The sequence below is a fragment of the Granulicatella sp. zg-ZJ genome (assembly GCF_010892355.1).
Classification (GTDB): Bacteria; Bacillota; Bacilli; order Lactobacillales; family Aerococcaceae; genus WM01.
Map to the genome: position 1 here is coordinate 1 of NZ_WNJY01000021.1, position 26,113 is coordinate 26,113.

Consider the following 26,113-nt stretch of genomic DNA (forward strand, 5'->3'; position numbering starts at 1 on the left):
GTTTTAATTCTTTAGAAATACAACAATGTTTATCGACTAAAGAACACGAAGAAGAACAGGTTTTTAGACACGTTTTACAGCGATAACGGGTTCTTTTAAGAAGTAAAACAGTTTTGATTTGTCTAAATTTTGGTAATAATGTTTTCGTTTGATATGTACCATGTTTGATGAGTGTTTTAGCATGACAATGTGGACAGATGTGGCAAGGCTTTGTCCAAGTGCCTTTAATAAAGTGGTGTGGAATACCATTTATTGTTTTTTCTTCTAACCAATGTTCATCAGCTATGAAAGATTTATCTGTTAATGTTAATAATTTTTTTGTATAATAATCCATGAGAAATACCTCCTTGTTTAATTGTGGTGATTTAATCATACAGGTATTTCTCTTTTTTTGTCCACTTTTATATACAAAATCGTGCTGGTGGATTATTCCCACCAACACGATTTATTATAGAGCCTTTAATTATGTTATAACGTTTCGTTAGCAATATCTTCAACAAGTGAATGTTTTGTAACTTGTCTAATGCTGAATATGTTAAATAACATTAAAATTGTTAGTAAAGTGATGCTACTAATGATTGTTGGGGAAAGAGGATAGTGGAAAATGATTCCAGATACTTTCATTGAACCAACAGTAATTGAATTTAAAAATAGATATTGTAGCCCTATGCTACATAAAATCGCAACAATAATAGATGTAATACCTGCTTGTAAGTTTTCGATAGATAGCATTGTTCTAATTTGTCTTGTTGTCATACCGATAGAACGTAGCATCGCAAACTCTCGACGACGTAGTTGAATATTAGAGGACACATTATTAAAAGTTGCTGTTAAGCACAAGATAGAAACGAGTGATAGGAACCCGTAGACGATGATTTGAACAATATTTAAAAATCCATTGATTGAACGTACTTGTTGTGATGTATTTGTAATGAATTCAATATCAAATGTATCTTTGATTAAATTTGTCACTTTTTCATCGGCATCTTTTGTTGTGGTAATACCCGTATAAACGTTAACATGATTTTCTTTGTATAAAATATTTGCCATACGTGCATAGTTTTTGTTAGATACAAGGAATGTTTCAGTAGGATATAAACCGACAGTTAATGTTGTAAAGTCGATCGCTTTTAAAATTGTTATATTAATTTTACTCGTGTCGATTGCTGTAGGACCAAATGTTACTAACTCTGTTTCTTTATTTACTAATGATGTATTTTCTGTTAGAGATTCTTTAGTGACTAAAATACCGACGTTTTCTTTTTCAAATTCTTCTTTAGAAATATTCGCTAATTTTAAAATAGCGGCTTCTTCTTTTTCGGATACTGTGGCAAGAGCAGGACTAAGTATCGTTTGGTTAGATTGTTTTAAAATATCAAGATTCGTTTCGACGGGTATGTATTTTTCATACATAACTTCTTTAACGTCAGTCCAGTTTTTTGCTGTTTCGTACAATTTTGTATCCGCCGTATTCTGTACATCCATAACAACTAAATCATAAGACATAAACAGTGTTTTAGGCTGACCTTTTTGAATAGCTCCCGTCGCCACCTGTTGCATTTCAATCATTAAGTTTGTAATACTATTAAATGAAATTAAACTCAATGTTAAAATGATAAATATCATACGAGTTCGAGAACTATTAAATTTTTTATAATTGTGAGCCAAATGTCCCGATGTTTTGAATACACGTGCAGCTAAGCTACGTTTGCCAGTTTTCGTTTTTTGCTTCATTTTAATATAGCGAACAAAGGGAACTTGCTTAATATTTTCAATAGCGGTACGTTTTGTTGCACGTATGCTAGGAATAAGTGTTGACAAAACAATAATAAAAGTAACCAATAATGCAATCCCTGCCAGAAGAGGAGCATCAATTATCATTGGAATTTGAATAACATCTTCTTGAATGCGCATTAAAATATTATTAATAACATTGATTGAAATACCAATACCGACAATACCAATAATAATACCACAAATAATAGAGATACTACCTATCCAAAATCCCTCCATTAACAACATATAACGGATTTGTCGTCTAGTCGTTCCAACACTTGCCAATGCACCTAATTGTTTTAAACGTTCATTTAACGATAACATAAACGATGAAGTAATAATCATAATAGAAATAATACTTAATATACCAATAACAAAATAGGCCATAGTTTTTAGGCTGTCAAAGCTATCCGTGTAGAAACTATTTTCTTTATCAAAGATGCCATAAGTTGCTAATACAGACTGATTGTATTCGAATGTTTGATGATTGTATGCTTTCAATGTTGGAAAAAACGATGCATCTAAATGATTTGCATGCCCCAACACAATCGTTTTTGAGGGAAGTGGATTGTTCTCACTGAAAAACCATTTATTTGCAGTATAGTCACTAATAATTCCTGTTATTTTATAATATTGTAATGCACCCCCAATATGCAATGGATAGTTATCGCCAATTTTATAGACAATAGTACCTTTCCCTGTTTGGTTATCTGATGTAAAGTTTGAACCCTCTATACGTTGAGAAGTTTTGGTAATGGCTATTTCGTTAGGTTTAGTTGGTAGTGTTCCAGAAGAAAGTTTTCCAAAGAAACCAATCTGTTTATTGTATGTTTCTTCATTTAATTTATAAGCATAGCCATAAAATTCTTTGTTAGGAGAATCTTCATCAAGAATGGGTACACCTTGAAATTCAAGTAAATCTTTTACAAAGCTAGCCGATTGTAATTGTTCTAAATCTTGTTTCGTATCAACGACTGTTCGGAAATGCCAATCGCCATTATTTTGTACGGTTTGATTGTAGAACATGGCACGCATCCCCGTTAGAAATACGACAATAGCGGTAAGCAAAGACATAATAATGGTTATGGACAAACCTGTTAAAAACGTTCTTTTTTTATTTTCTTTTAATTGTGCTAATGTTAATTTGTTTAAAATATTCATACACGAATCACCTCATCTTTGATAATTTTTCCGTCAGATAGTGTAATCACACGGTCAGCCTGCAGCGCAATGTCTAAATCATGTGTAATGACAATCAATGTTTGATTATATTTTTGATGAGATAAACGTAGTAATGACAAAATTTCTTTGGTGTTATCACTGTCTAAATTCCCTGTTGGTTCATCTGCTAAAAAAATAGCAGGTTTTGCGATAAGAGAACGTCCAATAGAAACACGCTGTTGTTGCCCACCAGATAATTGGTGCGGTAAATGTTTACGTCTATTAGAAAGTCCTAGTGTTTTCAAAATTTCTTCTAAATAATCTTGAGGAATTTTTTGTGAATCTAATTCAATAGGTAAAGTAATATTATCCACAACGTTTAAAACTGGAATTAAATTATAAAACTGATACACAAGCCCAATTTGGCGGCGTCTAAAAATAGCTAAATTATCAGGAGATAATTTATAAATATCCGTATTATTGATAATCACGCTACCACTTGTTGGTTTATCTACCCCACCTAATAAATGTAAAAGCGTTGATTTACCAGATCCACTTGACCCAACAATCGCAACAAATTCTCCTTTCTCAATACTCAAGTTGATGTTATCTAATGCCACCACTTGATTTTCTCCTTTTCCATAAATTTTTGATAAGTTTTTTACTTCTAAAATTGGCATAGTTATTCCTCCTAATAATTTTTTATTGTATAAATGTATGATGATAAAAAGAAATATCTACTCCTAATCGTATTCCTTTTCTCTGTCTTTAGTATAAAAAATGAAAGTGACAAAAAAGTGACAAAATGTCATTTTCTAAAAAAAATTTCTACGTTTTATATTGACGAAACACGGAAAAAGTGGTAACGTTTTCTTGTTTTATAAAGTATGGAGTAATAGGAAGAATGAAAAATAAAATTTACTATGTTACATCAAAACAATGGGAATTTGTTTATAATAATATGAACAAAGATAATTTAATGTATTTTGAAATAGACGGGAAAGAGATACAAACGGTGCATGCATTTATTGATGCCATGATAGAAACATTCCGATTACCCGATGAACATCGCTATCGTTTTACAGAACCCGAACGTATCAATGGCACGAATTGGCCTGCGTTTCGTGATAGAATGACAGATTTACTATGGTTTGATGACTGGACAGCACCTATTTGTTTTGTGATAAAGAATTTCAGCCAGTTTATAGTTGAAACGAAAAGTGATAGAGAACATGCAAATGACTCTGAGTATATAAGAGATAAGGAATATATTATGTGGAATTTTGAAGAAGTTATCTTACCGTTCTGGGAAGAAGAAATTGAGCAGATTGTTGTTGGGGGAGAAAAAAGAGTGTTCAATGTGTATTGTGTAGACTAAACTTGAATAATAACCCATTAAATAACCTTTTAAGAGAAGAAAAGAGATTAGATGATGCTCCTTTTGGTATTGAAATATTTCTCCCAGATATCATTTAAAATACTGTGATGAAGTCAGAAATGTAACAAAAATAGAAGAGAATAAGTTCTTCTATTATAAGTCTAGTTCAGTATAGAAAATGAAAAGAATTTTGTAAGAAAAAGAACATAGGATAGAAAAACCAGAGACAATGAAATTGATTTATCTCTGGTTTAAAGTCCAATTTTACTATGAAATGGTTCTAAGAGAACACTAATAAGGAGAATTTAGAAGTGAAAAACAAAATTTATTATGTCACATCAAAACAATGGGGATTTGTTTATAATAATATGAACAAAGAAAATGTAATGTATTTTGAAATAGACGGCAAAGACATCCAAACGTTGCATGCATTTATTGATGCCATGATAGAAACATTCCGATTACCCGATGAACACCGCTATCGTTTTCCAGAACCCGAACGTATCAATGGTACGAATTGGCCTGCGTTTCTTGATAGAATGCGAGAGTTATCATGGTTTCATTGGACAGCACCTATTTGTTTTGTGATAAAGAATTTTAGTCAATTTATGCTAAAAGATGAAGGAAAAAAAGGGCAAACAACGGATCCTGAGCATATGACAGAGAAGGAATATATTATATTTGTTTTTGAAGAATATATTTTACCATTTTGGGAGGAAGAGGTAGAGCAGGTTGTAGTAGAAGGAAAAAAACGATCGTTCAATGTGTATTGTGTAGACTAAAAATAAATGAGAAAACATGGCAGTTTACTATTTATCTGAAAGAGAATGGGAAAATATATTCAAAAAACGTGATATTCATTTGGATAATTGTACGGTTCTTTATGGAAAAACAATCCAAACAAAACAAGCCTTTTTTGATATTATACAAAAAAGTTATCTTTTGAAAGATGCGTGTTTAAAAGATTGGCATACATTATCCTTTGGTCTGAAGGATATGATAAAAGATAGTTCCGATAGAGTTTTTTTGGTTATATTCGACTCTCAAGCCTGTTTATCGTTAGAGTCTTTAGAAGAAAAAGAAAATTTGTTAGACTGGTGTAGATGGGTGGCACCATCATATAAAAACGAAAAAGAAATGTGAGATATTTATGTCGTTGATACAACATTAACCAATGAAATGTTGTTTTTAAATGAACATGAATGGCAAAACCTATCAGAAACACTGAATAAAGAAGATTGTCTATATGTCGAAATGGACGGGGGACACTTACCAACTTATGAACAATTTTGTGATGAGATGATAAAATCATTCTATACACAAGAGAGCATAAAATGGAGTTTAGATGCTTTTGAAAATGAGTTTAGAGATAAATTTAATTTTCATATACAGGCTATTTATCTTGTGATTAAGAATTATCAAGACTCTTTAGTGAATAATCTATGTGATAAAAACATTTTAGAAGTAATTTTTAGAGATACTATTCATCAAAAATTTTTATGTTATGGTTGTACGAGGTATGAAAAAATCTTTAACATTTATTTGGTAGACTAGTTTTTTAATAATAAGGATCCAGAAATCATTTCACGATTTCTGGATCCTTGTTGTATGTCTTTTTATGACTATGGTTTTGGGATAGAGCATGTAAATAATACACCGTCAGCTGTATTTTCCGCACTGAGTTTTCCGTTATGTTGTTGGATGATTTCATAAGCTAAAGAAAGTCCAATGCCGACACTCGAAGATACAGCTTTTTTACCTCGGTAAAATCGTTCAAAGATATATGGTAAATCTTCTTTATCGATATGGCTTCCTTCGTTAAAAATGTAAATCGTTGAGAAAAAAACGGTGTCCTCAATCGAAATGCGTAATTGTTTGTACATTGGTGTATAGTCAATAGCATTTTTAATCACATTTGATACAGCTTCAGTAATGTAGAATGTGTCGGCGTATAATGTTGCACCGTCGGGGTAAGAAACGTGTAAGTCAAGATGTTTATTTGTAATTAGCACATCTAGTTGGGAAAGAATTGAGTTTATGAATTCTTTTGTGTCTATTGTTTCCTTTTTTAATTTGATGACACCGGCATCTAATCTTGTTAAAAGCAATAATGATTGAATAAGTACATTGATACGGTCTAATTGTGGTTCGAGTAATTCTAGTTGTTCGTCACTTCGTTCTTCAACGGGTAGTGCTAGTAGCGTATCTGTGACAACTAGTAATGATGTTAAAGGTGTTTTCAACTGGTGGGAAATATCCGCAATATTTTTAGACAAATAGTCCTTATGTTTTTTTGCCGTCTTAAACTGGAAATGTAGCGCTGTTGCTGTTTGATATAGTTCATTTTTCAATGCAGATAAAGTACCCTCTTTATTCGAACGAATATCGTATACTGTTTCAGAATTAACAAAATGTGAAACGTATTCTTTTAGCTGACCAATTTCTTTATAAAGACTATTTAAATATAATGTCATACAGACAAAAATAAGTGCAGATAAAATAAACCAAATGATGAATAAATATATAAAAATGGTTTCTGGTGCAAAGGACATATTTTTAGGTGCAAATAAATGGTTTTGTAAATTGCCAACTTCTTTTAAAGCGTCTTGTGATAATGGAGCACCGTTAAAATAATCTCGGAAACTGCCATTTGTCTGACTAATCGCAAATATCTCTGTGGCAATTGTTTGTAATTGCGTGCGATATAATTGTTGCCAATATATACCTAGTCCAAGAAGCAGTAACAAGATACAAGCAGATAAGACAAAATATCCATAAAGCCATTTACGTGCTTCGTGATTATGATAGACTTTCATGAATATCTCCTTTCAAACGATAACCAATTCCGCGTAATGTTTCAATCACGAGTGTATCCGATTCTATTTTTTGGCGAAGTCGTTTTAATGTAACGGTTAAAGTGTTATCGTTGACGAATGTGCCGTCATTATCCCACATATACGCTAAAATTTGTTCACGTGTTAATACTTGGTTAATGTGTTTAAAAAAGTAGAAGAAAAGTTTGTGTTCATTTTTAGAAAATTTAATTGGTTCATTTTCTCCTAGAGGTGTTACTGTTAAATGTTGTGTATCAACTTGTAAATGATGAAGTACACGTATATAGCTAGGCATTTCGAGTTGATAGCGTGAAATAATAGCTTGAATACGTGCTAGAACGATTGGTAAACGGAATGGTTTAGTAATATAGTCTTGGCTACCAAGGTGGAAACTATTGACAATAGTATCTTCCTCATCAATCGCAGATAAAAAAATAAATTTAATATGATTTGGCAGTGTTTGTGCAAAATCAATCCCATTACCGTCTGGTAGCATGATATCTAGTAAAGCTAACTGGATAGGTGTATCCGCTATAATGTGTTGAGCTTGTTTGATATTTGAAGCGATATGTGTTGTATAACCAGCTCTTTGTAAAGCAAATGAAAGCCCATTTGCAATAATTTCCTCGTCTTCTAAAATTAAAATAGAAATCATATGGTCACCTCTCTTCATTTTATTATAGCATGGAACATATTGAAATGAATAATGAAAACAGGCGAACCGATATTGAGTATCGGTTCGCCCTAGGATTATTTTACGAATTGTCGAGTTTTTTAATGTTCATGATGATGTGAAATCCATTCAATCGTGGAGTCGATCACATGATAATGCTCTAAAATATGTGAAATATCATGTCTTAATGCTTCACTAGGTTGATGTGTATGGATTTTGGCTGTAAACACATGGTGTTCATTATCCAATGTCCAAAAATGAACATCATGGATAGATTCAATACCATGTAGTGCAAGAATATCAGATTTGATTTTTTTTAGTGCTGATAAACTTGGTGTACGGTGCATAATGATGCGATAACTTGTAATAATATTGCTGATAACATTTCTTAATACAATTAAACCAATAACAATGGATAGAATAGAATCTAAAATATACCAATTTGTAAAGAAAATGACAATACTTGTGATAAAAACAGCTACCCAACCTAATAAATCTTCTAATAAATGTGCAAAGACACTTCTATCTAAAATATTTTTAGCACCATTTAATTTCATAGCAGCAATAAAGTTTGCGGCTATACCAAAAATAGACATTAAGAAAATACCACCGGAATTCACAAATTCAGGTTTGAATAGTTTTTGAAAAGCTTCTGTAAAAATAAAAATTGTCCCAGATAATAAAACAACACTATTGATAATAGCACCAACTAAAGATAAGCGTTTATAACCATAAGAATATTTTTGATTGGCAGGTCTTTTGCTTGTCTTTTCTAAAATAAGTGAAAAAACAAGAATAAGTGCATCCCCTAAATCATGAACAGCATCAGATAAAATAGCAGTACTATTAAATAATGCGCCACCGATAAATTCTAAAATAGAAAAGACGAGATTTAATAATGTGGCAACACGTAAATTACTTGCACTGACATGACTATAATCGTGATGATGATGCCCATGTCCGTGTCCATGAGAGTGATTGTGATGGTTATGGTTGTGATGATGTGACATAAAAAGACCTCCGTAATAGTTGAGTGTATGTTCAAATGATACATATAGTATACTTGAGCAACCGTTCAACTGTCAAGAGGTATTTCGTTAAATCGCATTGAATACGATTATTATAACATAAAAAATCATTTTTTATATATTTTATTTAAACTATAGCAAAAAAGAAGAAAGCAAACAGGAAATCGCTTGCTTTTTCTAAGGATAGGAGTACAATTAACATTAAAATAGCGTGACAAAATAAATAAAGAAAGATGTGATGATATGTTAAAAGGATTATTACTATTGCTAGTTGCTCTTTTATCAGGCTGTGCGTCTCAAACTCAACAAACGATAAAGCCTCTTGCAGAGGGATTTCAATTAACTGGAAAATATAAGGCAGAAGAAAATAGTAGTATTCAATATATTTGGTTTGAAAATAATAAGATGATATTATCCGTATATCCACTTGATGATAGTCATCACAAAAATTCTAAAAATTTAGAAAAATTAAATCAATTTTCAACGATAGTAAATCAATTTTCTGAAGGGACTACTGAACAAAACAAAAATCAAAAAATAGATGAGCCAAGTAAACCTACATTTATAAAATATAATAAAGACGTCCCCGGTTATGATGCTAAATATGGTTCATTATACTATGTTTTTTATCATCCAATCGTGAAGAAAACTGTTGGACAAGGAAATGACTGGCAAGTACAATTTGAGTCTAAATATGGGATGATTGATTGCTTTATTTTTGATGTAACTGATACAAAAACTTTTAAAGATGATACAGGTGTGACTTATCATAAAGAATGAGAACTTAAAAGTATCTAATCCAAACATTAAATATAAAGAGAATGTATTATAAAAAGTAGGGAACTAACGTGGTAACGTGTTAGTTCCCTACTTTTTAATAGTTGGATTAATTTATTCGATATGATGTTCACAATGTTCTTGAATATGATTTAAAGAGACTTCTAATATATCATTGATATGATGGTCATCTAAAGAATATAAGACGAATTTCCCTTGTTTTAAGGATTTTACAAGTTTGGCATCTTTTAATGTTTTTAATTGATGTGAAATAGCAGATATAGACATATCCAATGTTGTTGCTAAGTCGTTTACGAACATTTCTTGTTCTTTCAATGTGTATAAAATACGTAATCGAGTTGGATCGCCCATTATTTTAAAGAGTCTAGAAAGTTTAATTAAATCAGTATTGTCCATTATGATAGACCTCCTTGTTAAAAGAAGCGTTAAATCAATCGTGATATTGATTTAACGCATATTTTATAAGCAAATTAATACCGGCATAATAATTGGTCTGCGTTCGGTTTGGTCGTATAAATAAGGTTGTAATGTATCAATGAATAGTTCGCGTAATTGTTTTTCGTTTAAAGGTTCATTGCTATCTAATACGTCATAAATGGCTTGACGTAAAATAGATTGAGCATCGCTAATCAACTCGCTAGATTCTCTCATGTAGACAAAGCCACGTGATAAAATTTCAGGTCCTGCTAATAAGAAACGTTCTTTTGTATCAATGGTTGCGACAACAATGACTAATCCTTCTTCTGATAAAGTACGTCTATCACGAATAACGACATTCCCAATATCTCCAATACCATTTCCGTCAACATAAATGTCATTGGCAATAAAACGACCTGCACGTCTTGCAGAGTTTGCTGTAACAGCAAGCATTTCACCATTTTCTAAAATAAAGCTATTTTCAAGTGGAACGCCTACTTGTGCAGCTGTTTCTGCGTGTAGTTTTTGCATTCTAAATTCACCATGTACGGGCATAAAGTATTTTGGTTTTAACAAACGTAACATTAACATTTGTTCTTGTTTACTACCATGTCCAGATGTATGAATATTGTTTAGTTTTCCATGAATAACATTTGCCCCAGCAGCATACAATAAGTTAATGACTTTATTGACACTTGTTGTATTTCCTGGAATAGGCGAACTTGAGAAAATAACCGTATCCTTTGGTTGAATGGAAATTTGTCGATGTGTACCATTGGCAATACGACTTAAAGCAGCCATTGGCTCTCCTTGGGAACCTGTACACAAAATAATCACTTCATCCGACGGATATAAAGAAATATCTCGTCCGTCAATAAAGGTTTCTTTAGGTGCTTTAATGTAGCCTAATTCACGACCCGTGGCAAAAGCTGCTTCCATACTTCTACCGAATACAGCAATTTTTCTACCTGTTTCAATGGCAACTTCTACAACTTGTTGCAAACGTGAAATATTTGATGCGAATGTCGCAAAAATAATACGCCCGTCTATTTTTTTGATAATGTCATGAATGGCATTTCCAACTTCTTTTTCAGATTTTGTAAATCCTGAAATTTCAGAGTTAGTACTATCTCCTAACATTAACAAGACACCTTCGTCACCAATACGTGCCATTTTGTGTAAATCAGCAGGTTCACCAACTGGTGTGAAGTCAAATTTAAAGTCACCTGTTGAAACAATGTTTCCTGATGGTGTTTTAATAATGACACCAAAGGCTTCTGGAATACTATGTGTTGTCAAATAGAAACTAACAGATGTTTTTCTGAATTTAATAACTGAATTAGCATTTACTTCATTTAAAATAGCACTTCTTAGTAAACCATGTTCATCTAATTTATTGCGAATTAAAGCTAGAGCAAGTGGACCTGCGTAAATTGGAATATTTAATTCTTTTAATAAAAATGGGATACTACCAATATGGTCTTCGTGACCGTGTGTAATCACAAGAGCTTTTACTTTATGTTTATTTTGAATTAAATAACTATAATCTGGAATGACATAATCAATACCTAATAGATGTTCTTCTGGGAATTTCACACCACAGTCGATGACAATGATTTCATCTTGAAATTGGACACCATACATATTTTTTCCAATTTCTCCAAGCCCTCCAAGAGCGAAAACACCTGTTTCGTTATTTTGCAAATTGATTTTCATTTCTAGCACCACTCACTAGAAATCAACTAAAGCAAAATCGGGGCTTTTTTGCTCGTATTCTAAGTGTTTTTCATCTAATTCTTGTACAAATTCAATATTGTATGGTGTATTTTCTTCAACACGTTTACGTGCGTCTACTTTTGAAGTTGCGTCAATGTATAATGATTTTGTATGTTCACGACGAGGTGCTTCTGCTTTTGTTTCTTGATAAGTTACTTTAAAAATCATAATAATCTCCTTAAATATTTATATATTTTATGTTATTGAATACAAACGTATCACTTCACATTATAGCATAAAAATGCTTTAAAGTATATTGTTTTAGGGTTGTGTTAAAACAGCTCCTATAAAGAAAAACATCACTCATGAAATAAGAGTGATGTTTTTCGTTTATGGCAATACATCATAGGCTAATTGATGAATAATGTCTTTATGTTGAGGATAAATCGCAAGTAATTGTTTTTGTGTAAATAATTCAAAATCGTCATAATCAAAAGCTGGTGTGACACAGCATCCAACAATAGCAAAGTCGTCATCATTGTTACTTTCTACTGTTGAACCAAAAATAACACCGCGAGGTACGGTAAATTGTAAAATATCATGTTCACCTAATCCAAGAGAAACAGTTTTATATTCTCCATTTGGGAAAATCATGTGTACAGTCAATGGGTGACCTGCATGATAATACCATGTTTCATCAGATTTTAAACGATGAAAATGAGAGGGATTGTTCGTTTTTAATAAAAATAGGATAGACGTTGCAACAGCTCGTGTCGTTGTTTTCAAAGAAATATTTATATCACTATGATATGTTTTTTTGAAATAACCTCCTTCAGAATGAGGTTCTAAGTTTAATTTTTTAACCCAATCATGTGCATTCATAAGACGCCTCCACGTTTTTTCTATAGTTTAACAAAATTATTCTTATTTGTTAAGTTTATTATCTTATTTGAAATCATTCTAAATAAGAGTTGACTTTTAATAGAACATACGGTAAAATTATCTTATCAATAATAATTCTAAATAAGAATTGTTTATATAAAAGGAGAGTATCAAATGTCAAAAGAAACAGTATTAAATGAATTAGTTGGGAACTTAGGTGTATTATACATTAAACTACATCAACACCATTTTTATGTAAAAGGAGAAGCGTTCTTCCGTTTACACCAAAAATTTGAAGATTACTACAATGAAGTTCACGAACAATTAGATGAAGTAGCAGAACGTCTTTTAATGATTAAAGGTAAACCAGTATCAACATTAGCTGAATTTTTAGAAGTATCTTCTATCAAAGAAGCACCATATACAAAAGAAAAATCTCAAATTGAAATGGTTAAAGAGGTTGTAGAAGACTTTAAAGTTATCGTTTCACTATTAGAAAAAGGTATTGATGCAACAGAAGGCGACCACGTAAGCCAAGATATGTTAATTGGTATTAAAGGATTTTATGATAAAGAGTTGTGGATGTTAGAAGCAACTTTAGGTTAAACAAACTTGAAATAAAGACACTCGAACATGACAAAAATGTTCGAGTGTCTTTATTTTAATATTTGGGATACGTTCGTATTAAAAGTACTGACTAAAAAGGATTATATAAAAGAGAAAAACAGACGTTTATTTTCCTCTTTCGTTTTATAGAGTGCATCCTTTTAGTTTATCTATGCTTTTTGATAAGTGTAAGCATTTTTTGTTGAGGTGTTGGCATAGGGTACTTATGAAACTCACTTGGATGTACCCATATACCTTTTATATTGGCAGGTAGGCCAACTACTTTCACGACATCAATATGCCATTTTAAATGACTAAATAAATGTGTGACAGTTCCAATTTTTTCAAATACTTCATGAGTTCCTTTTTTAGTTGGTTGTTTAACAGGTATAGTATAAGGTTCTTCATTTTCAAAAATATTTAAAGCTGTTTGCTCATACACTTTATTTTCAACCATAGGGAATAGCCACATATTTGCCAATAATCCATTTTCTTCGCGTTGCTGCAAATAAAATTGTCCTTTGTCATTTTCGATAACATAGGCTGTATAATAAACATTTGTTGCTTTAGCTTTTTTTGATTTAATGGGGTAAATGTGCATCGTTCCATTTTGATATGCCGCATTAAATTTTTTAATTGGGCTAATCTCTGGTTTAGGATTGGAAGCAGAACAAATATCGGTTCCTAAATCCATAAGAGCTTGGTTAAAATCACCCGGTCTATTTGGGTCGATGAGTTCTTTCATTAAGGCTTCGATAACAGTACGTGTTTTTGGTTGAGCAATATCTAAATTGATTTCAAATAAGCGAGCCATAACACGCATCACATTTCCGTCGACAGCAGGTTCGGGAAGATTGAATGCAATACTTGCAATCGCACCTGCTGTATAAGGGCCAATACCTTTTAGTGCCAAAATATCTTTTAATGTTTGAGGCATTTTTCCATTGTGTAATGCAACCATTTGTTGAGCAGCTTTTTGCATATTGCGAACACGTGAATAATACCCTAATCCTTCCCATGCTTTTAATAAAACAGATTCCGGAGCATTCGCCAAATCTGTAATGGTAGGGAATAGTGTCATGAAACGTGTGTAATAAGGAATAACAGTCACAACTTGTGTTTGTTGGAGCATGATTTCAGACACCCAAATGGCATACGGATCTTTTGTGCGACGCCAAGGTAAATCACGCTTATTCTCATCGTACCATTTTAATAAAGTTTGTCTAAAATCTTCGATTTTTTCCTTTTTCCATAAAATAATACCATTATCTTTCAATAAATCTGTCATCTTCGTTCTCCATTTTATCATTGATATATGCTCTAATATCATCGTATGAAAAACCTTTTTGATAAAGAGCATTTGATAATTTTTGTTTTAATATATACCCATTGTATGATTTTGCATATCGCTTGTACAAAGTATTTGCATGCTCGTAGAGTGCCTCTAATTCATCTTCTTTTGAAACAGCAATATCGACATGTGAAACAGCTTCTTTGGCTACGGCATATGTGTAGCCTTTTTGTACAAGATGTTGCGTTGCTTTTTCTAACAATGCTTTTTTTGACATTTTCTTTTGTTTTTGTATATATTTGGACGCAACAGAAATGGCTGTATCTAATTCATCAGGTGAGTAGTATTGTTCTATACCCTCATCAATAAGTTGTGTATCAATACCCTTTTTTTGTAAAGTTTGGATAATGGCATGCTTCCCTTTTTTAGTTGTCGCTAATGTATTTTGAATAAAGGCTTTTACATAAAAAGTATCATTGATATATTTTTCTTTTTTCAACTGGTTAATGGCATTCTCAATAAGTGGTATATGAACATCCTCTAAAGACAGTAATTTATCATACACCTCTTTTTCTGTTCTTAAGCCATAAGATAAATACTGAATGCCTTTTAAATAAACACGTTGATAGTCATTATGAGATAAAATCTCATGTTCAAGGTCATCGGTTAGTACCATACCTTTGTGTAGACGAAATTTAATGAGAGTATCTTTTGAAACACCAAATTTAAATGTGTCATTCACAAAAATATTATAACGATTTTTTTTCTTTTTTTGGACTTCAATCGCAGTAATTGTATTCATGATGTACCTCTTTTCTTATTCATAATGAAAGTATACATGAAGAAGAACATATAAGGCTAGTTTGATTAAAATTTGATGATAAAAAAATATTGACTTCTATTGATGAAATCCATACAATAAAAAGTAAATCAAGTTGGAGGTAAAAGTATGACAAATCAAGTAAATATTGATTGGAAAAATTTAGGATTTTCTTATATGAAAACACCTTATCGCTATATTTCGTATTGGAAAGACGGTCAATGGGACAATGGGGCGTTGACAGAAGATAATAAAATTTATATTTCTGAGGGGTCAACAGCATTACATTATGGGCAACAAGCTTTTGAAGGCTTAAAGGCCTATCGCTGTAAAGATGGTAGCATCAATTTATTTAGACCAGATCAAAATGCACATCGTCTAAATAAAAGTTGTCAACGTTTGTTAATGCCAGAAGTACCTATGGATAAATTTATTGATGCCGTGAAACAAGTTGTCAAAGCAAATGAAGAGTATATACCACCCTATGGAACTGGAGGAAGTTTATATATACGTCCGTATATTATTGGTGTAGGAGATAATATTGGTGTTGCTCCAGCACCAGAGTATATTTTTTCAGTGTTTGTTATGCCGGTAGGAGCTTATTTTAAAGGTGGTTTAACACCAACAAGATTTATGGTGACAGAATACGACAGAGCCGCTCCGAATGGGACAGGAGCAGCAAAAGTTGGTGGTAACTATGCGGGTAGTTTGATTGTATCTAAAAAAGCAAAATCGCAAGGATTTAGTGATGCAGTTTATTTAGATCCTGCTACACATACAAAAATAGAAGAAATAGGAGCAGCGAATTTCTTTGGTATTACAAAAGACGGTAAAAAGTTTGTTACACCTAAATCTCCATCTATTTTACCAAGTATTACGAAATACTCTTTATTATATTTAGCAGAGCATCGTCTAGGGTTAGAAGTAGAAGAGGGCGATGTTTATATTGATAGATTGTCAGATTATAGTGAAGCGGGAGCATGTGGAACAGCAGCTGTTATTTCACCAATTGGTGCGATTGAGTACAGAGATAAAATTCATGTGTTTTACTCAGAAACCGAAGTGGGTCCAGTAACACGCCGCCTATATGACGAATTAGTTGGTATTCAATATGGTGATATTGATGCACCGGATGGTTGGATTGAAAAAGTATAAAAATTTGCGATAAATATAAATAAAGTGGTGAACTGACGTCTAAAAAGTCAGTTCACCATTTTTAATGATTATATTGTGTCCCATTCATCTCTTAACACGCCGTATTTAACGGAATCATAATAAACACCTTGCCAATAGCGTACTTTACGAATACATGCTTCTTGTAATAGACCTAGTTTTTCACTAGCTCTCATCATACGTTTATTACCACTCCATGTTGTTAAGCCGATATGTTCAATTTCTGGGAAATCTTTAAATGTTTTAGGTATCCACAAACGTAAGGCTTCTGTTCCGTATCCACCATTCCAATAGTTTTCATCGTAAATCACAATCCCGATTTCAAGCCACCGTGTTTTCTGATATTCCCAGTGTCTAAACAAGGCACCAATTAAAGTATCGTCAACATAGATACCCCAACAGTAATCAGTATTTTTGTAAAATGATAATTCTTTTTGAAATGTTTCAAATGTATACACTTCATAATCTTCAAAGTAAGGTCCATTCCATTTTGTCCATTCCATATCGGCTTTTGAAAAGCCGATTTTCCACAAGTGATAGACATCTTTTTCTTCAATCGGTTTTATTTCTAGCATCTTATCCCTTCTTTATATCTATTTTTTTCTTTATTTTATATCATCTTTTTGCCAAAAGCAAAGCAATCCGTTAAAATAAGAGGTAAGATTGAAAAAATGGAGGTACTATGATTACATTAGCAATAGAAGCATCAAATAAAACATTATCCATTGCTTTACAAAAAGATAAAGAAATAGTGGCATTTGAACATATTCATCCAACTTTACAGCATAGTATTGTGTTGGCTTCAACAGTTGATACATTGTGCAAACAAGCCCAGTTAATACCTCAACAGATTTCAAAAATTATCGTTTCCAATGGTCCTGGTTCTTATACGGGATTGAGAATAGGAGTAACGTATGCAAAAACACTAGCATATACATTGAAGATACCGCTGATTGCTCTACCAAGTTTAGATTTATTGGCGAACATGTATGTAGCACAAGAGGATGAGTGGATTGTGCCGTTTTTTGATGCACGTCGTCATCATGTTTATGCCGGTATTTATGATAAAAATGGACAAGTCATTTTAGAAAATTGTCATATATCCTTTGACTCTTTACTGGAATTTTTAAAACAGTGCAGCAAACAAATTGTCTTTATTAGCCCAGATATAGAAAGTTATCAAGAGGACATTATAACATTAGAAAATGCACGGTCTGTAATAGCTTATCCAGATGCTAGAGTACTTGCTAGAATAGCGGATAATGCCGATACAGTAGACCCACACTTGTTGACACCTCTTTACTTGAAAAAAGCAGAAGCAGAGGAAAAATGGTTAGTTGAACATCAAGAAGTTCATCATCTTGTGGAAAGAGTGAAGTACTAATGATACGACAAGCTAATATCGAGGATGCTCTCTTTTTGTATCAAATGGCCCAAGAAACAGGACTATCTTGGTCACAAAAAGATTTTGAAGATGATTTACAATTAAATCGCACCATTTATTTTGTGTCTAAAGAGGGTTTTATTGGTTGCCAATATATTTTAAACGAGGCAGAAATTACCAATATTGCTGTGTCAACAAAATACCAAGGAAAAGGGCATGCAAAAGCTTTATGGCAAATGATGCATAGCTTTTTTAGTGAAAAACATATTGATACGTGCTTTCTGGAAGTGCGTGAAAGTAATGAGAGTGCAAGACGTTTTTATGAAAAAATAGGATTTCGTTTGATGTCGACTAGGAAAAAGTATTATAAAAATCCAGTTGAACATGCGATGATTTATAGGTGGAAAAAAGATGAATGATGTGTTAATTTTAGCGATTGAGTCAAGTTGCGATGAAACAAGTGCAGCTGTGATTAAAAATGGGTGTGAGCAATTATCCAATGTGGTCGCTTCACAAGTAAAAAGTCACATGCGATTTGGAGGTGTCGTTCCAGAAATTGCCAGTCGACATCATGTTGAGCAAATCACACAAGTGATTGATGAAGCACTTGTTGATGCCAATGTCACAATGCATGATATTGATGCAGTGGCTGTTACTGAGGGACCAGGGTTAGTAGGTGCATTGTTAATTGGTATAACAGCTGCTAAAGCACTAGCCTTTGCACACAACAAACCGCTGATTCCTGTTAATCACATGGCGGGACATATTTATGCAAGCCAATTACAAGAACCGTTACAATTTCCGTTAATGGCATTGCTTGTCAGTGGTGGGCATACGGAGTTGGTATATATGCCAGAAGATAATGTATTTAACATTATTGGTGAAACAAGAGATGACGCTGTTGGAGAGGCATACGATAAAGTTGGACGTATTTTGAATTTGTCTTATCCAGGTGGTAAAGCGATTGATGAATTAGCACATAAAGGACAAGACACGATGAACTTACCACGTGCGATGATAAAAGAGGACAACTTTGATTTTAGTTTCAGCGGACTAAAAAGTGCGGTTATCAATGCTGTGCACAATGCCAAGCAAAAAGGTGACACGATAGAGCCAGAAAATTTAGCAGCGAGTTTTCAAGCAAGTGTTATTGACACACTGGTTCATAAAACTGTGAAAGCTATTCAGACGTATCCGGTAAAACAATTTGTTTTAGCTGGAGGTGTGGCTGCCAATAAAGGATTACGACATACCTTACAAAAAACACTTAACGAACAGTTTCCAAATGTCACACTGACGATTCCTCCATTTCAATTATGTGGGGATAATGCCGCCATGATTGGTGCAGCAGCTTATAGTGTATATCAAAGAGGACATTTTGCTCAGCTAGATTTAAATGCTAGTCCGGGATTAAGCTTAGGAGAAGATGAATAAATCATGTTGGTGACCTTGGTCATCAATATGATTTATTATAAAATCAGAAAAAATATAATAAAACTACTATAAGTCAGAATAGTTGATAATTCAGTTGTTTGTATATAGTAAGCGTTTTATAAAAAATACAAGTAGATTGTTAAAGGTATTAGTAAAATGTGCTGTTGCTTTTCATTTTAGTCAATTATTGGATATTCATTATATGCAAAATACCACATATAGTATGGGAATGACTAGCATAGTGGATACTCTACTAGATATTTATGAGAATACACATCATGATGACCATTTATAGTCAGCTTATGATAACATAAAAGAAATTGAAGATTACATTTTGTTATTAGAGGGTAATGATGCTATCCCATTCCTATTGTTTGATAGTGTCGGTTTTAATGTTGTTGAAGGATTTCGTGTCATCATTATGAAAATGGGAGATAGTAACAATGAAATCAAGTTTTACAGCCTTCTACAAAAATATAAAACAAATAAATTGGAGAGAAAATATGAAATTTATCGTTAAAGAAATAAAAGATAAGGAAGAAAAGGAAAAAATTTCTAAGGAAGTTCTTTATGATCTCCCAGAATGGTTTGGTATGCCAGAAAGCACAGAAGAATATATCACTGACTCACAAGACAAACCTTTCTTGGCTTCTTTTTATCAAGATGAGATTGTAGGATTTATAGTTTTAAATACTACAAGCCCAGACTGTGCAGACATATTTGTAATGGGAATAAAAAAGAAATTTCACCGACAAGGTGCAGCAACACAATTAAATGAAGCGTATGAAAAATTAGCTAAGAAATTGGGATACATATATTCTCAAGTGAAAACAGTTCAATCTGGCCACTATAAAGAATATGATATTACGAATAGTTTCTATACTTCGGTAGGTTATAAGGAGTTAGAAGTATTTCCAACTTTATGGGATGAATGGAACCCTTGCCAAATTTACATTAAATATTTAGGAGATTAAACATATAATGATAAGTCTACAGACGTCACTTGAATATAGTTTCTGTAAGTATTGATTTGACTATATGATTTTACAGGTGATTTTCATGCTATAATTATGTTAGTGGTGAAAAGTCTAATAAAATCAAAGGCTTTAGTACTTCTACAAAATATTAAAACTCAAGAAAGTAATAATCTATGTGTTGTTTAGAGCCATATAATATTACATGGTTCTAAGCAATACATGGGAACTAGAAAAGGGAAATTACTTTGACAAAAATAAAAAAAGAAACTATTAAAGCTAAAGGTTTGGTAATAGAAGTTTATACAGAAGATTTTAAGAATGATTATATTTCTTTAACAGATATTGCAAGATATAAAAACAAGGAAAAACCTAATGTTGTTGTGGCAAATTGGATGAGAAATTTTAATACGATTGAATATTTAGGAATTTAGGAAAAGTTAAACAATCCAGAATTTAACCGCCTCGAATTCGAGGGAGTTTTAAAAGAAGTTGGAAGTAACTCGTTTACATTATCACCACAGAAATGGGCAATAACTACTAATGCTAGGGGAACTGACATTTAGAGTCTGTCAGTTCCCCATGTTTTTTATATAAAATTTATTTAGTAATATACTTACTCGGCGAATACGGTGTAATATCCATTGGAAGTTCTTTTTCTTGAATAAGTTCAGATAACAAATATCCAATGTATGCACCCGATGTTAAACCAGATGCACCTAGTCCGCTTGCGGTATATATATTTTCTAAGTAAGGAACACTACCAAAAAATGGCGTGTAGTCGCTCGTGTAGGCACGTGTACCTACACGAATGTCCTCCATATCGCATCTATCTAATTCTGGTAACCAATGACTTGCTTCTGCTTTCATTTGTTCTAAAACGGTTAAATCAGGTGTTAAATCAAAGCCCATATCATTTTCATGGGTAGCACCGATAACCCATTTACCATTTTTAAATGGTAATAAATCAATTTCGCTTTGAGGCATTAAAACAGGATAGTTATCTGTTTGTTGATTGGATAGACAAGCACTAAATAATTGTCCTTTTTGTGCACGTACGTCTACTTTTAGTCCAAAAGGTGCTAAGCATTCTGGCAACCATGCACCCACCGCTAATACAATCGCATCAAATTCTAGGGATGTGATATCTACTTTAGTGTTCACAAAATGAAAATCAAATTGAGAAGAGGCTTGATGTAAGGTGTCAATAAAGTCTTTTCCATCAATCAACGCTCCACCAGATGCGAATAATGCAGGACCAGGGGGAGTGAGTTCAGGCATCAAAGTTGTTAAATCATCGACACTCATCCGTTTTAAATCACCTATTAATGTATCTATTTCCCGTCTTTGATGTGCTAAATTCGTGATTTTATCTAATAATTTATCCGATTTTTTAAAGACGAGTGTTCCATTTTGTTGATAAAAATCAGTGTTATATCCAAGACTTTGTAAATCGCTTAATAATGTTTGATAGAAACTTGCACCGTTGGCTGTTAAACGATACCAGACTTTATTTCGTCTTTGAGATAACCAAGGGCTAATAATACCTGCTGCCGCTTTTGTTGCTTGTCCTGTCCCGTCGTCAAATAAGGTTATGTTGTGACCTGCTTTGGCAAGATAAAAGGCACATGTTGAACCAACAATACCTCCACCAATTACAGCAATACGTTTTTTCATAATATTCTCCTTAAAAGTGCTTATGTAGAGGTTGAGTGAGTGATGTATTTAGAAGTACCATTAACTTTAGTCGTGCTTTTTGACCACTTAAACCTGTTGTAAAAATAACGCCAGCTTCTTTTAATTGTCTACCTCCACCTACGTAGTCGTACACATCTTGTGTGACACCATTAAAAGCACGAGAAACAAGTACAACAGGGATATCTTGTTCAATAATATGCTTTAATCCAGATAATGTTTTCGGAGGTAAGTTCCCTGCACCAAGTGCTTCAATGACAAGTCCGTCTGTGTTTTCTTTTGTAAGCATATTTAAGAAAAAGCTATCCATGCCTGCATGAGCTTTTATTAAATGAATATTTTGTTTATGTAATTCTTTAATAGGAAATGTTTCATATTCTGTTAGCGTTTGGAAATACAATACACGGTTTTTAGAAATTAAACCAATAGGGCCAAAGGTAGGTGTTTGGAATGTCGCTAAATTTGTTGTGTGTGTTTTTGTGACATATTTTGCTGTATGAATTTCATCGTTCATCACAACAAGAACACCTTTTCCAATACTTTCATCACATAGTCCTACTAAAATAGCATTTTGCAAATTGATTAAACCATCAGAACCGAGTTCATTACTAGAACGCATAGCACCGGTGACAACAATAGGAATATCTTTTGGTAATGTTAAATCTAAAAAATATGCGGTTTCTTCTAAAGTGTCTGTACCATGTGTGATAACGACAGCGTTGATTCCCTCTTGAATGGCTCTTTCAATACGTTCTTTCAAAGCAAACATTTCCACTTGTGTGATATGAGGTGACGGTAAATGAAAAAAATCTTCTTGAGTAATTTGTGCTGGATAATATAAAGTTTCTGTATGTTTTAATAAAGGATTTGATTCCGTTGGTGCTACACGTCCAGTTGTTTGATCTTCGCTCATAGAAATAGTGCCGCCAGTATGTAAAATTAGCAAATGCTTCATATAAATAACCTCCAAAATCATAACTACGTCTATTATACATGAAATTTAATATTTTGGTAAAAAATAATATGTCAAGCAAACTTTACTTTATTTGTAAAGTTTGCTTGACATAAAATGTAAAGTATACTATACTTTCAGTATAAGAAATAATACATTTTATATGGTGCACAGAATATGAAAGGTAGATGCTTATGAAAATAGATAATCGTATTAAAGAATTACGAAAAGAAAAGCGATTATCGCAAGAAATGCTTGCAGATATGGTCGATGTGACCAGACAAACCATTATTTCGTTAGAACAAGGAAAATATATCGCTTCATTACCATTAGCGTATCAAATTGCTAAAATATTTCATTTAACGATTGAAGATGTTTTTATATTTCAGGAGGATGAAAATGTATAAATTAAAAGAATTTTTTAGGAATTATAAAAAATTAGATAGACAGTATAGACAAGGTATTGTAGCTATGATTAGTTCTCTTGTTTTTGTTTTTATCCTCTATTTAGGGTATAAAAAAGATTCGGGATTTTTGTTGGGTATATTATGTGGTGAAATACTTACACTTATTTTATATTTTATTTATTTGTACATACAAACAAAAGGTTTTAAGAAATTTGCTAAATTAAATGATGAACGATTATTGTTCATCAGTGATAAATCTAGGTTAATTGCCTCAAAAATCACTTTTTCCATACTCATAACTATAACAGGATTTTGTGGTGGTTTTTTGGTTGCTGATTATGAAAAATATGGTGGAATCAATCAACAACCAGAAAAACTTGTTTTATGGACCGTATTAATAATGGGTGCTACAATAATAGTATTATTTTTTATTGTGATGAATGTGGTATATGCTATTTTAAAAAGAAAAATGTAGGAAGGTGTTTTTATGTTAGAAGTGCAACATTTACAAAAATCATTTGGTGAATTGAAAGCCGTTGATGATGTTTCATTTAAAGTAAATAATGGGAAAATTTTAGGACTGATTGGAAAAAATGGTGCTGGAAAATCGACTATTTTTAGATTGATTTTAGATTTTATTACAGCCGATAGAGGTACTGTTTTATGGAATAATCACCCATTTACAAAAGAGGATAGTAATGATATTGGTTATTTACCAGAAGAACGAGGTTTGTCTATCAAGCTTACGATTGAAGAGCAGCTACTATATTTTGCTGAATTACGTGGTAAAACAAAAAAAGAAATTTCTCCTAAAATTAATGAATGGCTAAAATTATTTGATGTCAAAGGAAAAAGAAAAGATAAAATTAAAACATTATCCAAAGGAAATCAACAAAAAGTGCAAGTCATTGCCACATTGATACACGAACCTAAATTGATTATTTTAGACGAGCCATTTTCAGGCCTAGATCCTCTCAATGCAGAGCTATTAAAAAAAGGCATTTTATCCTTACGTGATAGAGGAGCATGTGTCATTTTTTCAAGTCATAATATGGAAAACGTTTCTGAATTATGTGATGAATTATTAATGATTGATAAAGGGCAAGTTGTGTTACAAGGTAGTGTACAAGAAATTCGTGAATCTTTTGGTCGTACACATGTCTTTTTAGAATCTAAGCATACTCCTGAAGAATTATTGCAAGTTCCCGGTGTGAAATCTGTCGTAAAGGCTAAACATAATGGATTAAACATTACTTTAGAAAATGAAGAAGCAGGGAAAATTTTATATGAGTATGTAACAAAAGATGGCTATATTCAAACGTTTAGTCAACAGCCATTAACATTAGAAGAAATTTTTAAATTGAAAGCAGGCGAACATCATGAGTAAATTTAAAACTATTTTAAAAGAATGTTATCGAAGAAATATTAAATCTGGTGCTTTTATAGCCATGGTTGTGTTACCTATTATTTTCTTTGTCATTATACAGTTTGTTGGTGGATACATTGGCAATCAACAAAAAGAAGCAGCCTATCGTCCAGTGGGCATTTTGACACAAGATACCAACTTATTAAATCGTATTAAAGCATTGAATACAGAGCTATCATTAGTTGACACAAAAGATGAGGCTGATGCACTTGCAAAATTAGAATCAAACGATATTTTTGCTTATGTAACGATTGAAGAAAAAGCAGGAAAAATTCATGCACAATTATATCGTAAAGCATCTAGTGATAAAGTCGACACAACAAAATTATCACAAGTTTTAACGGGAATTGAATTGCAAAATGTTATGGCAGAGCATCGTGTGGATGCACAAGTTGCTCAAACATTATTACAAACACATGTAAGTATTTCAAGTAATCGTTTAGATGAAGAGTCATTAAAAGAAGGTATTGTTAAAATACAAGATGAGGGAGATCAAAAAGAATCTCTACGCCAAATCATTGCATACGGTGCTATTTTCTTCTTATACATCATGCTATCTATGTACATGAGTATAATTGGACAAGAAATTGCAAGTGAAAAAGGAACGCGCATGATGGAAATTATTTTATCAAGTACCGATGCAAAAACACATTTCTTAGGTAAACTATGTGGTATTTCATTAGTGGTCGTTACACAAATTGGTATTTATGCTATATTAGGAGTGGTAGCGTGGTTTGTTTTTGACGGAGCAACATTATTGAATACATTATTAGGTGGTATCAATCTTTGGGAAGTCGCTGGAGATATGCTTGTTTATACGGGTATCTTTGCTTTACTTGGCACGATTTTATTTACCGTTATTTCAGGTGTGTGTGGTTCAATGGTTTCTAAAGTTGAAGATGTTCAAAAAGTGATGTTACCTCTTGTTTTATTCTTAGTTGTCGGATTTTATATTGGAATGTTCGGTATGATAATGCCAAATAATATTGTCGTTCGTGTAGCATCGTTTATTCCAATTTTATCACCATTTATTGTTCCATTTAGAGTAGCATCAAGTTCTATTCAAGTTGTTGAGCTATTTAGTATTATGGGATTAACGATAGCTTTTACCATTTTAGTATTATATTTAGGTATGGAAATGTATAAGGCAAATGTTTTAATTTACTCAGATAAAGGACCTTTGCAAGTGATTAAACAAGGATTTACTTTAATGAAAAGTGAACGTAAAAGAAACAATAAAAATAGTTAGAAAAACGGCTCTTCGTCATATCAAAAGACGAAGAGCCAT

General features: G+C 32.4%; 32 protein-coding genes. 17 read left to right on the top strand and 15 right to left on the bottom strand.

Annotated features, from left to right (window positions below):
• From GMA11_RS06560 to GMA11_RS06570, 3 genes are all read right to left on the bottom strand, one after another.
• A partial coding sequence (locus tag GMA11_RS06560) for a transposase family protein (RefSeq protein ID WP_163546395.1) occupies positions 1–334 on the bottom strand: 334 nt, incomplete at its 3' end.
• 134 nt (positions 335–468) lie between these two features.
• Positions 469–2,937: an ABC transporter permease gene (locus GMA11_RS06565; RefSeq protein ID WP_163546396.1), complete on the bottom strand. Its 2,469-nt coding sequence runs from the start codon at positions 2,935–2,937 to the stop codon at positions 469–471.
• On the bottom strand, positions 2,934–3,617 hold the full coding sequence (locus tag GMA11_RS06570; protein WP_163546397.1) for an ABC transporter ATP-binding protein: 684 nt from the start codon (positions 3,615–3,617) through the stop codon (positions 2,934–2,936). The genes GMA11_RS06565 and GMA11_RS06570 overlap by 4 nt, the downstream gene beginning before the upstream one ends.
• Positions 3,618–3,841: 224 nt before the next feature.
• On the opposite strand from GMA11_RS06570, the gene GMA11_RS06575 reads away from it, so the two are divergent.
• The 4 genes from GMA11_RS06575 to GMA11_RS06590 all read left to right on the top strand — a co-directional run bounded on the left by GMA11_RS06575 (position 3,842) and on the right by GMA11_RS06590 (position 5,869).
• Positions 3,842–4,315: a barstar family protein gene (locus tag GMA11_RS06575; protein ID WP_163546398.1), complete on the top strand. Its 474-nt coding sequence runs from the start codon at positions 3,842–3,844 to the stop codon at positions 4,313–4,315.
• 311 nt (positions 4,316–4,626) lie between these two features.
• Positions 4,627–5,097, top strand: a complete 471-nt coding sequence (locus GMA11_RS06580) for a barstar family protein (protein ID WP_163546399.1) — start codon at positions 4,627–4,629, stop codon at positions 5,095–5,097.
• A gap of 16 nt (positions 5,098–5,113) precedes the next feature.
• The gene (locus tag GMA11_RS06585; RefSeq protein ID WP_163546400.1) at positions 5,114–5,458 is read left to right on the top strand and encodes a hypothetical protein; all 345 of its coding nucleotides are present in this window, start codon (positions 5,114–5,116) and stop codon (positions 5,456–5,458) included.
• A 36-nt stretch (positions 5,459–5,494) separates the two neighbouring features.
• A complete protein-coding gene (locus GMA11_RS06590; protein ID WP_163546401.1) occupies positions 5,495–5,869 on the top strand; it encodes a hypothetical protein in 375 nt (124 codons plus the stop codon).
• Between the two features lie 68 nt (positions 5,870–5,937).
• Here the strand turns inward: GMA11_RS06590 and GMA11_RS06595 are convergent, their stop codons facing one another.
• From GMA11_RS06595 to GMA11_RS06605, 3 genes are all read right to left on the bottom strand, one after another.
• Positions 5,938–7,131, bottom strand: coding sequence for a sensor histidine kinase KdpD (locus GMA11_RS06595; protein WP_163546402.1), 1,194 nt, complete (start codon positions 7,129–7,131; stop codon positions 5,938–5,940).
• Positions 7,115–7,804, bottom strand: a complete 690-nt coding sequence (locus GMA11_RS06600; protein WP_163546403.1) for a response regulator transcription factor — start codon at positions 7,802–7,804, stop codon at positions 7,115–7,117. The genes GMA11_RS06595 and GMA11_RS06600 overlap by 17 nt, the downstream gene beginning before the upstream one ends.
• Positions 7,805–7,923: 119 nt before the next feature.
• On the bottom strand, positions 7,924–8,832 hold the full coding sequence (locus tag GMA11_RS06605) for a cation diffusion facilitator family transporter (RefSeq protein ID WP_163546404.1): 909 nt from the start codon (positions 8,830–8,832) through the stop codon (positions 7,924–7,926).
• A 261-nt stretch (positions 8,833–9,093) separates the two neighbouring features.
• On the opposite strand from GMA11_RS06605, the gene GMA11_RS06610 reads away from it, so the two are divergent.
• Complete coding sequence (locus GMA11_RS06610) at positions 9,094–9,630, top strand: hypothetical protein (protein WP_163546405.1); 537 nt, start codon at positions 9,094–9,096, stop codon at positions 9,628–9,630.
• A 111-nt stretch (positions 9,631–9,741) separates the two neighbouring features.
• On the opposite strand, the gene GMA11_RS06615 is transcribed toward GMA11_RS06610, so the two are convergent.
• The 4 genes from GMA11_RS06615 to GMA11_RS06630 form a co-directional block, all read right to left on the bottom strand.
• Positions 9,742–10,044: a metalloregulator ArsR/SmtB family transcription factor gene (locus GMA11_RS06615; protein ID WP_163546406.1), complete on the bottom strand. Its 303-nt coding sequence runs from the start codon at positions 10,042–10,044 to the stop codon at positions 9,742–9,744.
• A 63-nt stretch (positions 10,045–10,107) separates the two neighbouring features.
• Positions 10,108–11,781 (bottom strand): ribonuclease J1, encoded by a 1,674-nt coding sequence (gene rnjA, locus GMA11_RS06620; RefSeq protein ID WP_163546407.1) that lies wholly within the window; start codon positions 11,779–11,781, stop codon positions 10,108–10,110.
• Positions 11,782–11,796: 15 nt separating this feature from the next.
• Positions 11,797–12,009 carry a DNA-directed RNA polymerase subunit epsilon gene (locus GMA11_RS06625; RefSeq protein WP_163546408.1) on the bottom strand — a complete coding sequence of 71 codons (213 nt, stop codon included), beginning with the start codon at positions 12,007–12,009 and terminating at the stop codon, positions 11,797–11,799.
• Between the two features lie 162 nt (positions 12,010–12,171).
• A complete protein-coding gene (locus GMA11_RS06630; protein WP_163546409.1) occupies positions 12,172–12,663 on the bottom strand; it encodes a cupin domain-containing protein in 492 nt (163 codons plus the stop codon).
• Positions 12,664–12,837: 174 nt separating this feature from the next.
• Between GMA11_RS06630 and GMA11_RS06635 the strand changes: the two genes are divergently transcribed.
• On the top strand, positions 12,838–13,269 hold the full coding sequence (locus GMA11_RS06635) for a DNA starvation/stationary phase protection protein (protein WP_163546410.1): 432 nt from the start codon (positions 12,838–12,840) through the stop codon (positions 13,267–13,269).
• 166 nt (positions 13,270–13,435) lie between these two features.
• Here the strand turns inward: GMA11_RS06635 and mutY are convergent, their stop codons facing one another.
• Both mutY and recX read right to left on the bottom strand, forming a co-directional pair.
• Positions 13,436–14,557, bottom strand: a complete 1,122-nt coding sequence (gene mutY / locus GMA11_RS06640) for an A/G-specific adenine glycosylase (RefSeq protein WP_163546411.1) — start codon at positions 14,555–14,557, stop codon at positions 13,436–13,438.
• Positions 14,535–15,362 (bottom strand): recombination regulator RecX, encoded by an 828-nt coding sequence (gene recX, locus GMA11_RS06645; RefSeq protein ID WP_163546412.1) that lies wholly within the window; start codon positions 15,360–15,362, stop codon positions 14,535–14,537. Before recX ends, mutY begins: the two co-directional genes overlap by 23 nt.
• Positions 15,363–15,509: 147 nt before the next feature.
• On the opposite strand from recX, the gene GMA11_RS06650 reads away from it, so the two are divergent.
• Complete coding sequence (locus tag GMA11_RS06650; RefSeq protein WP_163546413.1) at positions 15,510–16,535, top strand: branched-chain amino acid aminotransferase; 1,026 nt, start codon at positions 15,510–15,512, stop codon at positions 16,533–16,535.
• 68 nt (positions 16,536–16,603) lie between these two features.
• On the opposite strand, the gene GMA11_RS06655 is transcribed toward GMA11_RS06650, so the two are convergent.
• On the bottom strand, positions 16,604–17,128 hold the full coding sequence (locus tag GMA11_RS06655; protein WP_163546414.1) for a GNAT family N-acetyltransferase: 525 nt from the start codon (positions 17,126–17,128) through the stop codon (positions 16,604–16,606).
• Positions 17,129–17,235: 107 nt separating this feature from the next.
• Between GMA11_RS06655 and tsaB the strand changes: the two genes are divergently transcribed.
• The 6 genes from tsaB to GMA11_RS09350 all read left to right on the top strand — a co-directional run bounded on the left by tsaB (position 17,236) and on the right by GMA11_RS09350 (position 20,779).
• Entirely contained in the window at positions 17,236–17,937 is a 702-nt protein-coding gene (gene tsaB, locus GMA11_RS06660; RefSeq protein WP_163546415.1) for a tRNA (adenosine(37)-N6)-threonylcarbamoyltransferase complex dimerization subunit type 1 TsaB, read from the top strand.
• A gap of 44 nt (positions 17,938–17,981) precedes the next feature.
• Positions 17,982–18,356 carry a ribosomal protein S18-alanine N-acetyltransferase gene (gene rimI, locus GMA11_RS06665; RefSeq protein WP_240332485.1) on the top strand — a complete coding sequence of 125 codons (375 nt, stop codon included), beginning with the start codon at positions 17,982–17,984 and terminating at the stop codon, positions 18,354–18,356.
• A complete protein-coding gene (gene tsaD, locus GMA11_RS06670) occupies positions 18,349–19,371 on the top strand; it encodes a tRNA (adenosine(37)-N6)-threonylcarbamoyltransferase complex transferase subunit TsaD (protein WP_163546417.1) in 1,023 nt (340 codons plus the stop codon). The genes rimI and tsaD overlap by 8 nt, the downstream gene beginning before the upstream one ends.
• Positions 19,372–19,507: 136 nt before the next feature.
• Positions 19,508–19,666: a hypothetical protein gene (locus GMA11_RS06675; protein WP_163546418.1), complete on the top strand. Its 159-nt coding sequence runs from the start codon at positions 19,508–19,510 to the stop codon at positions 19,664–19,666.
• A gap of 208 nt (positions 19,667–19,874) precedes the next feature.
• Positions 19,875–20,345: a GNAT family N-acetyltransferase gene (locus tag GMA11_RS06680; protein ID WP_163546439.1), complete on the top strand. Its 471-nt coding sequence runs from the start codon at positions 19,875–19,877 to the stop codon at positions 20,343–20,345.
• A gap of 248 nt (positions 20,346–20,593) precedes the next feature.
• Positions 20,594–20,779, top strand: a complete 186-nt coding sequence (locus tag GMA11_RS09350; protein ID WP_240332484.1) for a KilA-N domain-containing protein — start codon at positions 20,594–20,596, stop codon at positions 20,777–20,779.
• Positions 20,780–20,945: 166 nt separating this feature from the next.
• Here GMA11_RS09350 and GMA11_RS06690 read toward each other — a convergent pair whose 3' ends face one another.
• Together GMA11_RS06690 and GMA11_RS06695 are read right to left on the bottom strand one after the other, a co-directional pair.
• Positions 20,946–22,022 carry an FAD-binding oxidoreductase gene (locus GMA11_RS06690; protein ID WP_163546419.1) on the bottom strand — a complete coding sequence of 359 codons (1,077 nt, stop codon included), beginning with the start codon at positions 22,020–22,022 and terminating at the stop codon, positions 20,946–20,948.
• Positions 22,023–22,032: 10 nt separating this feature from the next.
• Positions 22,033–22,995, bottom strand: coding sequence for an asparaginase (locus GMA11_RS06695; RefSeq protein ID WP_163546420.1), 963 nt, complete (start codon positions 22,993–22,995; stop codon positions 22,033–22,035).
• Positions 22,996–23,192: 197 nt separating this feature from the next.
• Here GMA11_RS06695 and GMA11_RS06700 point away from each other — a divergent pair, with 197 nt between their 5' ends.
• From GMA11_RS06700 to GMA11_RS06715, 4 genes are read left to right on the top strand one after another with little or no spacing between them, the layout of a single operon-like run.
• A complete protein-coding gene (locus GMA11_RS06700; protein ID WP_163546440.1) occupies positions 23,193–23,399 on the top strand; it encodes a helix-turn-helix transcriptional regulator in 207 nt (68 codons plus the stop codon).
• A complete protein-coding gene (locus GMA11_RS06705) occupies positions 23,392–23,874 on the top strand; it encodes a hypothetical protein (RefSeq protein ID WP_163546421.1) in 483 nt (160 codons plus the stop codon). Before GMA11_RS06700 ends, GMA11_RS06705 begins: the two co-directional genes overlap by 8 nt.
• 12 nt (positions 23,875–23,886) lie before the next feature.
• Positions 23,887–24,786: an ABC transporter ATP-binding protein gene (locus tag GMA11_RS06710; RefSeq protein WP_163546422.1), complete on the top strand. Its 900-nt coding sequence runs from the start codon at positions 23,887–23,889 to the stop codon at positions 24,784–24,786.
• The gene (locus GMA11_RS06715) at positions 24,779–26,074 is read left to right on the top strand and encodes an ABC transporter permease (RefSeq protein ID WP_163546423.1); all 1,296 of its coding nucleotides are present in this window, start codon (positions 24,779–24,781) and stop codon (positions 26,072–26,074) included. The genes GMA11_RS06710 and GMA11_RS06715 overlap by 8 nt, the downstream gene beginning before the upstream one ends.
• Positions 26,075–26,113 lie beyond the last annotated feature (39 nt).

Excerpts from the sequence above, each read along its gene's own strand:
- GMA11_RS06625 (WP_163546408.1), bottom strand. The coding sequence starts at position 12,009 with ATGATTTTTAAAGTAACTTATCAAGAAACAAAAGCAGAAGCACCTCGT.
- GMA11_RS06635 (WP_163546410.1), top strand. The coding sequence starts at position 12,838 with ATGTCAAAAGAAACAGTATTAAATGAATTAGTTGGGAACTTAGGTGTA.
- GMA11_RS06610 (WP_163546405.1), top strand. The coding sequence starts at position 9,094 with ATGTTAAAAGGATTATTACTATTGCTAGTTGCTCTTTTATCAGGCTGT.
- tsaB (WP_163546415.1), top strand. The coding sequence starts at position 17,236 with ATGATTACATTAGCAATAGAAGCATCAAATAAAACATTATCCATTGCT.
- GMA11_RS06590 (WP_163546401.1), top strand. The coding sequence starts at position 5,495 with ATGTTGTTTTTAAATGAACATGAATGGCAAAACCTATCAGAAACACTG.
- GMA11_RS06600 (WP_163546403.1), bottom strand. The coding sequence starts at position 7,804 with ATGATTTCTATTTTAATTTTAGAAGACGAGGAAATTATTGCAAATGGG.
- tsaD (WP_163546417.1), top strand. The coding sequence starts at position 18,349 with ATGAATGATGTGTTAATTTTAGCGATTGAGTCAAGTTGCGATGAAACA.
- GMA11_RS06655 (WP_163546414.1), bottom strand. The coding sequence starts at position 17,128 with ATGCTAGAAATAAAACCGATTGAAGAAAAAGATGTCTATCACTTGTGG.
- GMA11_RS06715 (WP_163546423.1), top strand. The coding sequence starts at position 24,779 with ATGAGTAAATTTAAAACTATTTTAAAAGAATGTTATCGAAGAAATATT.
- mutY (WP_163546411.1), bottom strand. The coding sequence starts at position 14,557 with ATGACAGATTTATTGAAAGATAATGGTATTATTTTATGGAAAAAGGAA.
- GMA11_RS06585 (WP_163546400.1), top strand. The coding sequence starts at position 5,114 with ATGGCAGTTTACTATTTATCTGAAAGAGAATGGGAAAATATATTCAAA.
- rnjA (WP_163546407.1), bottom strand. The coding sequence starts at position 11,781 with ATGAAAATCAATTTGCAAAATAACGAAACAGGTGTTTTCGCTCTTGGA.
- GMA11_RS06710 (WP_163546422.1), top strand. The coding sequence starts at position 23,887 with ATGTTAGAAGTGCAACATTTACAAAAATCATTTGGTGAATTGAAAGCC.
- GMA11_RS06630 (WP_163546409.1), bottom strand. The coding sequence starts at position 12,663 with ATGAATGCACATGATTGGGTTAAAAAATTAAACTTAGAACCTCATTCT.
- GMA11_RS06570 (WP_163546397.1), bottom strand. The coding sequence starts at position 3,617 with ATGCCAATTTTAGAAGTAAAAAACTTATCAAAAATTTATGGAAAAGGA.
- GMA11_RS06575 (WP_163546398.1), top strand. The coding sequence starts at position 3,842 with ATGAAAAATAAAATTTACTATGTTACATCAAAACAATGGGAATTTGTT.
- GMA11_RS06650 (WP_163546413.1), top strand. The coding sequence starts at position 15,510 with ATGACAAATCAAGTAAATATTGATTGGAAAAATTTAGGATTTTCTTAT.
- GMA11_RS06605 (WP_163546404.1), bottom strand. The coding sequence starts at position 8,832 with ATGTCACATCATCACAACCATAACCATCACAATCACTCTCATGGACAC.
- recX (WP_163546412.1), bottom strand. The coding sequence starts at position 15,362 with ATGAATACAATTACTGCGATTGAAGTCCAAAAAAAGAAAAAAAATCGT.
- GMA11_RS06695 (WP_163546420.1), bottom strand. The coding sequence starts at position 22,995 with ATGAAGCATTTGCTAATTTTACATACTGGCGGCACTATTTCTATGAGC.
- GMA11_RS06680 (WP_163546439.1), top strand. The coding sequence starts at position 19,875 with ATGAAATTTATCGTTAAAGAAATAAAAGATAAGGAAGAAAAGGAAAAA.
- rimI (WP_240332485.1), top strand. The coding sequence starts at position 17,982 with ATGGCCCAAGAAACAGGACTATCTTGGTCACAAAAAGATTTTGAAGAT.
- GMA11_RS06690 (WP_163546419.1), bottom strand. The coding sequence starts at position 22,022 with ATGAAAAAACGTATTGCTGTAATTGGTGGAGGTATTGTTGGTTCAACA.
- GMA11_RS06705 (WP_163546421.1), top strand. The coding sequence starts at position 23,392 with ATGTATAAATTAAAAGAATTTTTTAGGAATTATAAAAAATTAGATAGA.
- GMA11_RS06595 (WP_163546402.1), bottom strand. The coding sequence starts at position 7,131 with ATGAAAGTCTATCATAATCACGAAGCACGTAAATGGCTTTATGGATAT.
- GMA11_RS06615 (WP_163546406.1), bottom strand. The coding sequence starts at position 10,044 with ATGGACAATACTGATTTAATTAAACTTTCTAGACTCTTTAAAATAATG.
- GMA11_RS06565 (WP_163546396.1), bottom strand. The coding sequence starts at position 2,937 with ATGAATATTTTAAACAAATTAACATTAGCACAATTAAAAGAAAATAAA.